Annotated in this window: 14 protein-coding genes; 11 read left to right on the plus strand and 3 right to left on the minus strand. The window is 58.4% G+C overall.

Translation table 11 applies throughout. The features are described 5' to 3' along the window. The first annotated feature begins 233 nt into the window (after window positions 1-233). The 4 genes from NW843_RS04020 (at window position 234) to NW843_RS04035 (ending at window position 2319) form a co-directional block, all read left to right on the plus strand. Entirely contained in the window at window positions 234-692 is a 459-nt protein-coding gene (locus tag NW843_RS04020; protein ID WP_414344246.1) for an MAPEG family protein, read from the plus strand. Window positions 693-862: 170 nt separating this feature from the next. Next, entirely contained in the window at window positions 863-1132 is a 270-nt protein-coding gene (locus NW843_RS04025; protein ID WP_414522186.1) for a hypothetical protein, read from the plus strand. Window positions 1133-1168: 36 nt separating this feature from the next. Continuing rightward, entirely contained in the window at window positions 1169-1849 is a 681-nt protein-coding gene (locus NW843_RS04030; protein WP_414331746.1) for an energy-coupling factor ABC transporter ATP-binding protein, read from the plus strand. Between the two features lie 257 nt (window positions 1850-2106). Continuing rightward, window positions 2107-2319, plus strand: a complete 213-nt coding sequence (locus NW843_RS04035; protein ID WP_011434185.1) for a CP12 domain-containing protein — start codon at window positions 2107-2109, stop codon at window positions 2317-2319. Window positions 2320-2717: 398 nt separating this feature from the next. On the opposite strand, the gene NW843_RS04040 is transcribed toward NW843_RS04035, so the two are convergent. Next, complete coding sequence (locus NW843_RS04040) at window positions 2718-3521, minus strand: FTR1 family iron permease (protein ID WP_414522187.1); 804 nt, start codon at window positions 3519-3521, stop codon at window positions 2718-2720. 49 nt (window positions 3522-3570) lie between these two features. Further along, on the minus strand, window positions 3571-4062 hold the full coding sequence (gene msrB, locus NW843_RS04045) for a peptide-methionine (R)-S-oxide reductase MsrB (protein WP_414384090.1): 492 nt from the start codon (window positions 4060-4062) through the stop codon (window positions 3571-3573). Window positions 4063-4337: 275 nt separating this feature from the next. On the opposite strand from msrB, the gene ndhN reads away from it, so the two are divergent. The 7 genes from ndhN to NW843_RS04080 all read left to right on the plus strand — a co-directional run bounded on the left by ndhN (window position 4338) and on the right by NW843_RS04080 (window position 11559). Then, window positions 4338-4781: an NAD(P)H-quinone oxidoreductase subunit N gene (gene ndhN, locus NW843_RS04050; protein ID WP_414417381.1), complete on the plus strand. Its 444-nt coding sequence runs from the start codon at window positions 4338-4340 to the stop codon at window positions 4779-4781. Between the two features lie 94 nt (window positions 4782-4875). Further along, complete coding sequence (locus tag NW843_RS04055; protein WP_414522188.1) at window positions 4876-5910, plus strand: LdpA C-terminal domain-containing domain; 1035 nt, start codon at window positions 4876-4878, stop codon at window positions 5908-5910. Window positions 5911-5925: 15 nt separating this feature from the next. Then, complete coding sequence (locus NW843_RS04060; RefSeq protein WP_414522189.1) at window positions 5926-7851, plus strand: R3H domain-containing nucleic acid-binding protein; 1926 nt, start codon at window positions 5926-5928, stop codon at window positions 7849-7851. Window positions 7852-8088: 237 nt separating this feature from the next. Beyond that, a complete protein-coding gene (locus NW843_RS04065; protein ID WP_011434179.1) occupies window positions 8089-8658 on the plus strand; it encodes a Uma2 family endonuclease in 570 nt (189 codons plus the stop codon). 234 nt (window positions 8659-8892) lie between these two features. Further along, entirely contained in the window at window positions 8893-9351 is a 459-nt protein-coding gene (locus NW843_RS04070; RefSeq protein WP_414522190.1) for a ubiquinol-cytochrome c reductase iron-sulfur subunit, read from the plus strand. Between the two features lie 93 nt (window positions 9352-9444). After that, complete coding sequence (locus NW843_RS04075) at window positions 9445-10593, plus strand: glycosyltransferase (protein WP_414384084.1); 1149 nt, start codon at window positions 9445-9447, stop codon at window positions 10591-10593. Window positions 10594-10701: 108 nt separating this feature from the next. Then, on the plus strand, window positions 10702-11559 hold the full coding sequence (locus tag NW843_RS04080; RefSeq protein WP_414522191.1) for a PRC-barrel domain-containing protein: 858 nt from the start codon (window positions 10702-10704) through the stop codon (window positions 11557-11559). A gap of 156 nt (window positions 11560-11715) precedes the next feature. On the opposite strand, the gene NW843_RS04085 is transcribed toward NW843_RS04080, so the two are convergent. Next, a complete protein-coding gene (locus tag NW843_RS04085) occupies window positions 11716-12027 on the minus strand; it encodes an alpha/beta fold hydrolase (protein ID WP_414522192.1) in 312 nt (103 codons plus the stop codon). Window positions 12028-12093 lie beyond the last annotated feature (66 nt).

The following is a 12093-nucleotide window of genomic DNA, read 5'->3' on the forward strand; positions in this document are numbered from 1 at the left end:
AGGATACGGTCAGGACTTGGGTCATGGTTCTATCATAACTTCCGTATTCCTCCCGACACTGACCCTACAGGTACAGTGCGGGGCTCCTGCGATTTCTAGCTGACGCAAGCATCTGCCTGGATAGACAGCCCGATAGATGGATAATGGTTCTGGTGTTGATTTTCCCGGCAATAGCTCCTGCCCGAGCTGGGCTCCTTCCTCTCCCCTGTTATCTTGCACCGTCCTTTTGCCTTATGTTGCCAAGCCTTCCTCTCGCAGCTATCCCCCTGTTCTCTATTGCGGCAGCCATGCTCTTGGTCTATCTGCCCATGGGGGTGGTGGGTTATGCCCGTGCCCGCGTCGGCTACGACCTGCATGCCCCTCGGGCTATGTTCGATAGGCTACCTCCCTACGGGCAACGGGCCACCTGGGCCCACGCCAACGGGTTTGAGACCTTTGGGATGTTTGCGGCAGCAGCGTTGATCGCCTACATCACCGGCCCTCACTCGGATCCCTGGTATTTTGGCCTCAGCGGAGATGAAGGGGTAGCTGTGCTGTGTGGGGTGTTTCTGCTGGCGCGGCTGCTCTACAACTTTTTCTACATTGCCGATATTCCCATTGGGCGATCCCTCTCCTTCTTGGCGGGATCCCTGGCCACGTTGGGCCTGTTGCTGATTAGCCTGCTGCCTTTTCTCGGCACCGGCCTGGCCTAATCTGGCGAGAGAAACTCCCCCGTCATTTGTTGAGCCTGCCGGTACCCTGGCCCAACCTGCGATACTGGAAAAGGACTTCGTCACTGGAAAAGGACTTCGTCCTGCTGTCGCCAACGGCGTCCTCTGGGTGCCTCTCTTTTGTCCCACGGCCCACTACGCAACGGTCAGCCATGTACACTCTGGAACTGCTCCTGAAAGGGAACCCTGCCCCCATCGTTGTCCATCAAAAAGAGGAAGAAGCGGCCAACCGGGCCTACCAAAGCATCGTCAATGCTTTGCGGAGCGGATCCCCTCAGAGTTTGGAGCTGACCTGTGACCGCACCGGCAAAAAGGTGTTTCTGCTCACCGGTGAGCTATGTGGCGTGCAAATGACTTCCAAGTCGGGCGGCGCCAGCCCTATGGGAACCCGTCCCGGTTTTTTGGCTCAGTTGCAAAGCTGAGGACAGCCCTTTTCTCTCTGCCGCTAAGGGATCCCCATGTCTGAGGTGGCCATTCGGGTGGAGAGCCTGACCTTTGCTTGGCCGGAACGTCCGCCGGTTTTGCAGGCGTGCAGTTTTGTCATTCCCAAGGGCCAGTTGTGGATGCTGTTGGGGCCCAATGGCAGCGGCAAGTCCACTTTGTTGCAACTGTTGTCCGGATCCCTGACCCATCCCCAGCCCCTTTCGGGCCACCTGGAGATTCGCGGTCGGCTGGGCTATGTGTTTCAAAACCCGGATCACCAACTGTTCATGCCCACGGTGGGAGCCGATGTGGCCTTTGGCTTGGGAGCAGAGGCTCTGACCTTGGCGGAAATTCACCAGCGGGTGGAAACAGCCTTGGAGCAAGTCGGATTAAAGCACCTGATCCGTCGGCCCATCCACGGCCTCAGCGGCGGACAGAAGCAACGGGTGGCAGTGGCAGGGGCTTTGGCCCGGCGCAGCGAGGTGCTGCTTTTGGACGAGCCCACAGCCCTGTTGGATCCCGACAGCCAGGCGGATTTGCTGCGGTGCATCCGGCAACTGGTGGATCAAGAAGGCATCACCGCCCTCTGGGTAACCCATCGGCTGGCAGAACTGGAGTGGGCAGATGGGGCGATTTTGCTCTCGGAAGGCCAAGTGCGTCAACAGGGATCCCCAGAGCAGGTGCGGCAACGGATTGAACAACTGTTTGGGGCCTGAGGGATCCCTGCGCATCCTGATCCCAAAGAGATCGCGAAAGCGCAGCTGCACCCCCCTGCCGTCACTGTTTAGAATGGGTAATGTATCCGGTTGATCAATTCGGTTGGCACAAGGTCATTATCCTGGACTCATTCCCCGTCTGGATCGGCTGGTTTCTACTTGTTGATCCGGGATTACGCTGGATCCCTACAGGTTCTGCGTCAACCGGTTACATCAGCGGGCCACCGGCCCCATCTAGTCTAAAGGAGCTTGAGAACATGGGACTGTCTGAAGTGATCGCCAAAGAGCTGGAAAATGCTCGCAACGTCTGCTCTGAGTACGGCGAAGGGGATCCCCACTGCCGTGCGGCCTGGGACGCAGTTGAAGAAGTGCTGGCAGCTCGCAGCCACCAGCCGAGGACTCCCAGCAGCCTAGAGCAGCACTGCGCTGAAAACCCAGATGCTGTTGAATGCCGGGTCTACGATACCTGATTCTCGGGAACCCCACAGAGTGGATGCTCTCTGTCGATTCCGTAGCGATCGACAGGGTTTCCTACTGGGGATCTCCGACAAAATCCAGCGGCCTGCCGGATCCCTGCCGGTAGGCTTTGCTTTCTTGGACTGGAAGGCTTGACTGGGTGCGGTTTCAGGCGCGACGTACAGAGCGCTTTCTTTTTAGGGTCATTTTGATTCAAACCAGGACACTGCACCCGCACTTAAAACGTTAGATGCACAGGGCCAGAAGGCTTTTCCCAGTACCTCGGTCGCCTTGTCCCAACCTGAAACGACTATGAAATTGTGACCTGCATCATTGCCATCCATCAAAACCAGGACAGGGATTCATCAAACTTATGGCTTATGGGATCCCCAGTGCCGGTGGAGAGCGTTTTTCACGAAGAAAGCCTCTGAGCAGAATCAGCCCGCAGCCATTGCCTCACCCACAAGGCGAAGGCTATTCCCAGCAGCAGCAGTTGGGGGAGCAGCGTCTGCCAAGTGGGATATATGCCCAGCCAGCGCAGCTTTGGGATCCCGACCAGGGGGGTGATGGGCAGCCAGTCCGCCACCTGCAGAGCGTGCAGGCCACTGCCCAAAAACTTAAAGCCCAAATAGAAAACCAGCAGACTCAGGCCCCGGAAAAAAACTCCCAGCGGCAATTTCAGCCCCACCTGCAGCAGCAAGATCGCCACCGCCACCAACACCAGGGATCCCAGGCCGATCCCCGCCCAAAAATCTTTTGCCGAGAGGGAAGAGGCCAACCCCACATAAAACAGCACCGTTTCCGCCCCCTCGCGAAACACCGCCATAAATGCCAGAAAAGCCAAGGAAAACACTTGACCGGTGGCCAGTGCCGCCTGCGCCTGTTCCCGCACAAAGGTTTGCCAAGAAGCCACTGCAGCCCGGCGGTGCAACCAAAGGCTGACCGAGAACAACAAACCTGCTGCCACCAGCCCGGTGATCCCTTCCAGCACCTCTTGTCGCGTGTGGGTGAGCATCTGCTGGAAAAACAGCTTCACCAGCAGACCGAGCATCACCGCTGCCAGCAAGCCCGCGGATCCCCCTAGCCACACCCAGCGCTTCTGAGCCGATTGCCCGCTCTTGCTCAAAAGGGCCAGCAGCGCCACCAGCACCAAGAGAGCTTCCAGGCCCTCCCGCAGCAGAATCGAAGCAGCATCCAGGAACGTGTAGTCCGACATAGGCTCACCCAGACAGGCGGCTCAGTTTTAGCTGGAGCCAAGAGGATTTCTAAGTGGTGGCTGGGATGAACTTGAGGGCAGCAGAATTGATGCAGTAGCGCAAACCCGTGGGTGGGGGGCCATCCCGAAACACATGCCCCAGATGCCCACCGCAGTTAGAGCAGTGGACTTCCGTGCGGGGCACAAACAATTTCCAGTCCGTCTTGGTGCCGATCACATGGGGAGCAATCGGCTCCCAAAAGCTGGGCCAACCGGTGCCACTGTCGTACTTGGCCGCCGAGGAAAACAGCTCCTGACCACAGCCGGCACAGACATAGATACCTGGGGCCTTGTTGTCGTAGTAAGCGTTGCGGAAGGGGGGCTCAGTGCCCTCTTGGCGCAGCACATAGTATTGCTCTTCGGTGAGCAGTTGCCGCCACTCGGCGTCGGTTTTGGTGAAGGGATAAGTCTGTTGGGCCATTGCTCTTTGCTCTCCTGCCAAGCTGAGGGGTGCTGTAATCAACCCGGCCACCGCCAAGGTCAACAGCTCGCGTCGTCGCATGATGAGGTTCATCTGTTGTCGCTGTGTAAGTGGCGGGGAGGCCATCCCTACTAGGGGGATCCATCCGTCTTCGTCCGCCACCTGTGGGTTGAGACCTGCAAGCAGGTTACCCGTATCTTAACCCTTCTTTACGCTCCCTTCTGCAAAACAGGGAGATAGCCAGTATTCTATGGGTTCCATTGGCAGCTTCTATCCCCAGCTTCAGGCGCCATCCCGTTACAATGAGCGCAGGTGGGCTGCTTGTCCAACCCTAGACGAGTCATGGAGTTCTTCCTATGCTGCTGGTCGGCTCAGGTGCAAAGTTTGTGCAGCAACTGGAGCAATCTGGGGCTTTGGCCATCTTTGTAACCCCAGAGGGGGGATCCGAAGGGCACTACCTGCGGCGGCTGCGCGGAGCCGGGTATGAGGTGGTCACGCTCTCCAGCAAGGGAATCGGGGATCTGGCCAGCTATTTGACGTGCATTCATGGGGTACGGCCTGCCACGCTGGGCAAATCGGAGCGGCGCACCTATTTCTTTCCCGCGTTGATCGAGCAGTATCGGGCCACCTTGCCCCCAAAAGCTAAGGGGTTGGTGTTCTGGTTTTACGAAGGGCATGTGTTCAGCCAACAGGAACTCTCCTACCTGGTGAAGCTGAGTCGGGAAGACAAGGGAGTGAAGTTTGTGGTGGAACTGGGCCGAGAACGGTCAATTCGTTGGCAACCTCTGCAGAGCGCCTGAACCTCTCTTCAGGATCCTGGAAATTTCTTTGCTACCATCTCAAGTAGATGGCCTGCGGCTCAGATCCCCATCCTGCTAGCGGTTTCTCGTGCCTGTGACCTTGCCAACCGCCTCGCTGCAACAGGGTACTTGGTTTAAGCTGATCTGCGGCGCAAGTTTCCACCACTTGCCCTCGGTTCGGGAGCTGGCTTTCCTTTACACGCTGGCCGGGGCAGATTGCATTGATGTTGCTGCCGATCCGGCCATTGTGCGGGCCGCTCAAGAAGGGATCCAACGGGCACAAGCCGAAGATCCCCAGGCGGGATCCCCTTGGTTGATGGTCAGCGTCAATGACGGCGAAGACGTCCATTTCCGCAAGGCGGTGCTGACGGCTCCCGTCTGTCCTGCCGACTGTCCTCAGCCTTGTCTGGCAGTCTGTCCTCCCCATGCCTTGACACAGGCAGCCCTTCCTGCTCAAGTCCACATCCAGACAGAGCTGTGCTACGGCTGTGGGCGCTGTGAGCCGGTTTGCCCCCACCGGCGCATTGCTACCTTCGGCTACCAAGTGGCTCTGTCAGAAGTTTTGCCGTCTTTGGTCGAGCTGGGCATTCAGGCGGTGGAGATCCACACCTGCATTGGTCGCCAGAGGTCATTCGAGCAATTGTGGGGATCCCTGAAGCCCTGGCTACCTCAGCTCCAGGCAATCTCAATTAGCTTTAACGATGGCCCGGGCCTAGAGGCTTACTTGAGGGATTTGCTGGCTCTTATGGATCCCTTGCCGGAGGTGTTGATCTGGCAGGTGGATGGCCGGCCTATGAGTGGGGATATTGGAGCTGGCACCGGCAAAGCTGCCCTAAAGTTGGCCGAGAAGGTACTGAATATGGGTCTGCCAGGCTATGTGCAATTGGCGGGAGGAACCAATGCCCAAACGCTGCCGCTGTTGGATCCCCGATGGCCGGTGGCGGGGGTAGCCTTCGGCAGCTACGCGCGACAGTTGGTGTCAGCCTATCTGGAAGGGCCAGCCCACAGCTCATCGGAGTCAGGATGGAATCCTGGATTGGTGGCAGGGATCCCGTTGGCCAAGCAGTTGGTGCAGCAAGTAAAGCGGCGATCCGTTGCTTTTAGGCAAACCTGTTTTTCCTGCGTTTAACGACGTTGCTCAGCCATGAGTTTCCCCGTACAGCCCTCAACCCCAAGTCCGTCGATGGATCCGGAAAGTGCTCCGCACCGCTTACGTGAACGTACCGGCTTTCCCGGCCAGGTTCAATACAGCGACGACCTGAGTAAGCTTTTGGATATCCTGCCTGCTCCGATTCGTGAGCGCCTAGAACAGCATCCCCACTTGGATCGGTTGGTGGAGGTGGTGCTGGATTTGGGTCGCCGCCCCGAAGCCCGCTTCCCCGGCTTTGCCGATTACCTTTCAGAAGACGTGATCACCCGGGCCGACTTGGATCAGGTGATCAGCCGGGTTGGAGAGTTCAGCAGTGACAACCGCGCAGGCATTGCCTCTACCCTGCACCGGATCAGTGCCATTCGCAACCGCCAAGGCACGATCATCGGCCTTACCTGTCGGGTGGGTCGCTGCGTTATCGGCGTGATCAGCATGATCCGCGACTTGGTGGAACAGGGGCGCTCCATGCTGTTGCTGGGCCGACCAGGGGTGGGCAAAACCACGGCCCTGCGGGAGATTGCCCGTGTGCTGGCGGATGAGCTGGGCAAACGAGTGGTTATTATCGACACTTCCAACGAGATTGCCGGCGATGGCGATGTGCCCCACCCGGGCATTGGCCGGGCCAGACGGATGCAGGTGGCCAGCCCAGAGCTGCAGCACAAGGTGATGATTGAGGCGGTGGAGAACCACATGCCCGAAGTGGTGGTCATCGACGAGATCGGCACCGAACTGGAAGCCTTGGCCTCTCGTACCATTGCCGAGCGGGGGGTACAACTGGTGGCCACCGCCCATGGCAACCGCATCGACAACCTGATCAAAAATCCCACCCTCTCCGACTTGGTAGGCGGGATCCAATCCGTCACCCTAGGAGATGAAGAGGCGCGGCGGCGCGGCTCTCAAAAGAGTGTGTTGGAGCGCAAAGCTCCCCCTACGTTTGAGATTGCCATAGAGATGCTGGAGCGATCCCGCTGGGTCATCCACGAAGATGTGGCCGCCACTGTGGATCGTCTCTTGCGCAACCGCGAGCCGCTGACCCAAACCCGCAGTTTAGACGAACACGGCCAGGTGGTGATAGTGCGGAGCACCGCTGGCGCAAACGGGCGCCCGGCTCTATCTGGCCCCCAATGGCCCCCTGCCGGCAGCACAATCTCCGCAGCACGGGAGCGGGGAGGATGGCAACGCTCTGGACGGATGGAAGCTCTGCCTTCAGAGCCGCTTGAAAGTCGCTCGCAGCAGCAAGGAGAATCGGGTTTGCTCCTGGAGAGGCGAGAGGACTCCGTCCCGCTAACGCCGGCGGGATCCCGTCCTGCCCCTCAGGTGGTGGCCGAATCCAGAGTAGAATCCGGCTCTGACGGAGAAGAAGATTTGGACTGGGAGGGATCCGCCCTAGCCCCGACAGGACGGCAGCAGAATCCGGATGGGCCGCTGATGATCTACCCCTACGGAGTGAGCCGCTTCTACCTGGAGCAGGTGATCCAAACCCTGAAACTGTCGGCGGATGTCACCAAAGATCTAGACGAGGCAGACATTGTCTTGGCCTTGCGATCCCAAGTGCGTAGCCGTTCCAAGATCCAGCAGATGGCCCACTCCCGCCAGATCCCGATTCACACCGTCAAGGCCAATACTCTGATTGCCCTGGCTCGCGCCCTGCGCCATATTCTCAACATTGAAAGCGAAGAGGGATCCGATTCCGACCTGGAGCTGTTCATTCGCGCCAGCTCAGGCGATGAAACCGAAGCTCTGGAAGAAGCCCGCCTGGCGGTGGAGCAAATTGTCATTCCCAAGTCTCAGCCGGTGGAACTTTTGCCCCGTTCGCCTCTGATCCGCAAGCTCCAACACCAGTTGGTGGAACATTACCACCTGCGGGCCCAAAGCTTTGGCGAAGAGCCCAACCGCCGCTTGCGCATCTATCCCAACTAGCCCCACACGATAGCTCAACCGATAGTTCAGCTCCGTAGAAGCTCTACCCATTGAGCCGTCGTGGTTAGAGAGGAAGGACTCCGTCTCGCTTCTGTGAACGGGATCCTGGGCTAAGATTTGGCTACGCCAAGTGCGGTTCCCGCTGTTGCGACAGCGTTGCAGTTGTCGGCCCAGTGTCGTAGGTACAGCAGCAGGGTGCCCTGGGCATAGCACCATTTATTGCTATAGGGATAGCTAATGACTGCTACAGAAGTACGCTGGACCACTCGGGATATCGAGGCTCTTCCAGAGAATGAATGGATCCGCTACGAGATCATCGACGGAGAACTGCTGGTGACTCGCTCTCCTCATCACAAACATCAGCACATTATCGGGTGTTTGTTCTCCGCACTGCATCGGTGGTCGCTAGAAACAGGATTGGGAGAACCCTCAATCATGCCAGGGATCCTCTTTTCCGAATTTGATAATGTGTCTCCCGATGTTGTTTGGGTTAGTTATGAGCGGCTATCACAGATTCAAGATGAAGCAGGACATTTTCGGGGTGCCCCTGAGCTGGTGGTTGAAGTCCTATCACCTGGAAAAGTTCATGAGGATCGAGACCGCTTGGCAAAACGGAAACTCTACTCTGTGTATGGGGTGCAAGAGTACTGGATCGTCGATCGGCTGGCTCAGAGAGTAGAGGTGTATCGCAGACAACAGGCCCAGTTGGTCTTGGTAGAAACGCTGTTGGCTCAGGATGCGTTGTCTTCTCCCCTGTTGCCCGGCTTTGTCTGCACGGTTGCTGAGCTGTTTACCTCCCGACCCTAGGCTCCAGGCGTACAACAGCCGAAAGGGATCCCATCCCATCCCATCGGCCAAATCAATGAAGCAACCAAGATGCCTGCTGCTGCGTACTCTAGCCGGAAAAAGTGCGGCTTGGCCCTGGCCGAAACCGTTCTGGTGTAACAAGATGTTAAGGGCAGCATTTGCACTGGGATCCCTTCCGAAGGGGTCAGGCTTTTGCTGGCTCATGACGCACATTTTGCACACCTCCAAGGACACATGGCCATGTACAACAATCGTCGCGGTTTTCTTCGCTGGCTGGCTCTCGGTTTGGGCTCGTTGGTGGGTTGGTTACCTGGGTTTGCCCGGCGCCGTTTTGCCCTGGCCCAGGGAACTGCTTCTGGCTCCAAGGCTTCTGAGCCTGAGTTTGTGAAAGTTGCCACCCTGGCCGATCTCAAAGATGGCCCCTTCAAGGTGGAAAACGCCTTTGGGAAAAACACCGCCACCCTCTGGCTGGTCGGGGATCCGCAAAAAGAAGATTCTCTGCTGGCTTTGGATGCCGCCTGTCCCCATGCGGGGTGTGATGTGAACTGGCGGGGGGAGAACTTTGTCTGCCCCTGTCATGGCTCGGCTTTTGCTGCCGATGGCAGCCGTACCCGTGGCCCGGCCAATGCAGACCTGGCCATCTACAAGGTCAAGGTGGAGAAGGGAGAAATTTTTGTAGCCAAAGCCTCGTAAAGTTCTGGGCAGGCTGTGGGCTTTGAGGCCAGGCAAAAGGAGTCGGGTATCCGGATTGAGAAGATAATGGGCTGAGCTACCGAGGCTCTCCCTATGGCTCGTCCCTACCGCTACCTGTTCCTCTCCACCCCTGTTGGACCTCTGGGATCCGGGGCCGGTGGTGGTGTGGAGCTCAATCTTGCCAACCTGACGCGTGTCTTACTCCAGATGGGATCCCAAGTGCGGGTGTTGGCCCCTGTGGGATCCCGAATGGCGGAGTTGCCGGAGGAGGTGATCGAGCCGGTGGCGGGCCTTCCCCCGGCCTATGCGCAAACCCAGCGCCGCGATCAGCCGGTTCTGATCCACACCCCCTCTCTGCTGGCCAACCTGTGGCAGCGGGCTGCCCACCTGCAAGATCAGTTCGATCTAATCGTGAACTGGAGCTACGATTGGCTCTCGTTTTATTTGACGGATTTTTTCCGCACCCCGGTGGCCCACATCGTCAGCATGGGATCCCTCAGCGATGCCGTCGATCAGGCTCTAGAGCACATTGCCCATCGCTACCCTGGTCGGCTGGCGGTGCATTCGCGGGCGCAAGCCCAGACCTTTGCCTTTGCCCGAGCCGAGATGGCGGCAGGTCGGGATCCCTTTGTCTATCTGCCCTGCGGGGTGGATCTGCGCCTCTACGACTTTGTGCCCCAGGGGAATGGATCCCTGTGTTGGATTGGGCGCATTGCCTCCGAAAAGGGCCTGGAAGACTGTGCTGCCCTAGCCGAGAAGACGGGAAGGCCGGTGGTGATCCTAGGCCACCTGCAAGAGCCAGGCTACTGGCAGCAGATCCAAGAGCAGTACCCGCATGCCCAATTGGATTACCGAGGGTTTTTGCCCACCCCGCAAATGCAGCGGATCTTGGGGCAATGCTCAGCCTTGATCATGACCCCCAAGTGGGTGGAGGCCTTTGGCTTGGTGGCGGTGGAAGCTTTGGCCTGTGGCGTGCCGGTGATTACCTACCGCCGGGGTGGGCCCGCGGAAATTGTCAGCGATGGAGAAACCGGCTGGATCGTCGAGCCGGACAACGTGGCAGCTTTGGCAGAGGCTGTAGAGCGCCTAGATCACATCGACAGGAGCCGCTGTCGGCAACGGGCAGAAGAGCACTATTCCCTGGGCGCGATGGCAGAGCAGTTTCTGGCCTGGAGCAGGCAGATTGGCCGGGATCCCACCTGGGCAGCCCGCGAGGGAGGAGACAGGCAGTGGTACTATTAACTTACTTAATTCTGGCGAACTGTGTCAGACACGCAGCCCAACAACGGGAACGTTTTGACTTACGACGGGGAAACCATCATGACGACTGGGAAAGGATCTGTTGCGCTGGTGCGATCAGAGGTTCGTCGGCGGTCACAGGTTCTGGGAACGCAGGTGATCAGCCAGGGCAACGCAGCCCGGCTTGGGGTAGTCAGCGAAGTTTGGGCGGATCTGGAAGCCAAGCAGGTCTTGGTGCTGGGGGTGTTGGAGAAAGCCTTTGCCGGATCCCCCCGTTTGATGGAGCTGCGGCAAGTAACAGCGTTGGGTCAGGATGCAGTTCTTGTCCCCAGCGAAGAAGTTTTCGATAACTTGGATTTGGAGGGCCTGAGTCGCGTGGTTGGCAGCGAGGTGGTAACCGAAGAAGGGATCCGCCTCGGCAAAGTTAAGGATTTTGAGTTCAACTCCGTCTCCGGCATCATCACGGGTTTGGTGCTCTCCAACCTCGGCCTCACCTTTTTACCCGGCTTCATCCTCAGCACCTATCTGCTCTCCACCGATGAGATTGTCTCTGTGGGCGGGGATCGCCTTATTGTTGCCGATGGCGCTGAGACCCGCCTAACCCAACTGGCCAAGGGGATTTTGGAAACCCTGGGAATCGGCAAGCCCCCTTGGGAAGCCGGAGTTAGCCCTGCTCCTGCCCTGCCCAGTGCTGTCGAGAGTTCCGCCGTCGAGGAAGATTACGAAGAAGAATACGACGAGGAATACGAAGCCGAAGAAGAAGACGTTTACGCAGAAGAAGAGCCTGAACCTGAGCCGCAGCCTGTGCGTCCACGCCCGCCTGAGCCCGCACCCGCCCCCGAACAACCGGCTTGGGAACAGGAGTATGCCAAAGAAGAGGCCCCTCCTTCTGAGCCTGCCCCTCCTCCTTCCAGCTCCACTCCTGTGGATGGTGATCCCTGGGAAGATAAGGCCGGGGAGCCCACTTGAGTTGCCGGGCTTGTATCAACTCCCCTTTCCCCTCAGGGAAGTGGCTGGGGGTGGTCGCGTCAGCCGAGAGTACGGTCGTTCCCCCTGATGTCAGGGCTGCTTCTTGCGTCAATCCCCAGCTGTTTTCTTCCAAGGGGCAAAGGGATCCCCTGTCCGTCATCCCGGTAGAGCAGGATCGGCTTCGGCCAAGAAGCGCAAAGCCACCGACAAAAAGGTCTGCGGCGCTTCAATGTGCGGAAAAGCAGCCCCTGGCAACCGGTATATCGGCACCTCCGGGCGCAAGGTGCGATATCGCTCTGCCTGTTCTGGACCGGTGAGGCGGTTCTGTTCTCCCCAGACCAGAACCATGGGCTTGGCCACCACGCGAAAGTCGTCTTCGATGGGCAAGTTGAGCTTGCCGGTGAGAAAAGAACGGGGGGCAAATTGAGCCCCCGCTTGGTGAGCTGCCCGGTAATAGTAGTCCACCACCGCCTCATCCAGGGCGTAGCTGGGGGAGCATGACTCTAGTCAATAATAAGCTCAACTATACTGAAA

This window comes from Synechococcus sp. R5-12, assembly GCF_047502655.1.
Taxonomy (GTDB): Bacteria; Cyanobacteriota; Cyanobacteriia; order Thermostichales; family Thermostichaceae; genus Thermostichus.

Excerpts from the sequence above, each read along its gene's own strand:
- NW843_RS04020 (WP_414344246.1), top strand. The coding sequence starts at position 234 with ATGTTGCCAAGCCTTCCTCTCGCAGCTATCCCCCTGTTCTCTATTGCG.
- NW843_RS04025 (WP_414522186.1), top strand. The coding sequence starts at position 863 with ATGTACACTCTGGAACTGCTCCTGAAAGGGAACCCTGCCCCCATCGTT.
- NW843_RS04030 (WP_414331746.1), top strand. The coding sequence starts at position 1,169 with ATGTCTGAGGTGGCCATTCGGGTGGAGAGCCTGACCTTTGCTTGGCCG.
- NW843_RS04035 (WP_011434185.1), top strand. The coding sequence starts at position 2,107 with ATGGGACTGTCTGAAGTGATCGCCAAAGAGCTGGAAAATGCTCGCAAC.
- NW843_RS04040 (WP_414522187.1), bottom strand. The coding sequence starts at position 3,521 with ATGTCGGACTACACGTTCCTGGATGCTGCTTCGATTCTGCTGCGGGAG.
- msrB (WP_414384090.1), bottom strand. The coding sequence starts at position 4,062 with ATGCGACGACGCGAGCTGTTGACCTTGGCGGTGGCCGGGTTGATTACA.
- ndhN (WP_414417381.1), top strand. The coding sequence starts at position 4,338 with ATGCTGCTGGTCGGCTCAGGTGCAAAGTTTGTGCAGCAACTGGAGCAA.
- NW843_RS04060 (WP_414522189.1), top strand. The coding sequence starts at position 5,926 with ATGAGTTTCCCCGTACAGCCCTCAACCCCAAGTCCGTCGATGGATCCG.
- NW843_RS04065 (WP_011434179.1), top strand. The coding sequence starts at position 8,089 with ATGACTGCTACAGAAGTACGCTGGACCACTCGGGATATCGAGGCTCTT.
- NW843_RS04070 (WP_414522190.1), top strand. The coding sequence starts at position 8,893 with ATGGCCATGTACAACAATCGTCGCGGTTTTCTTCGCTGGCTGGCTCTC.
- NW843_RS04075 (WP_414384084.1), top strand. The coding sequence starts at position 9,445 with ATGGCTCGTCCCTACCGCTACCTGTTCCTCTCCACCCCTGTTGGACCT.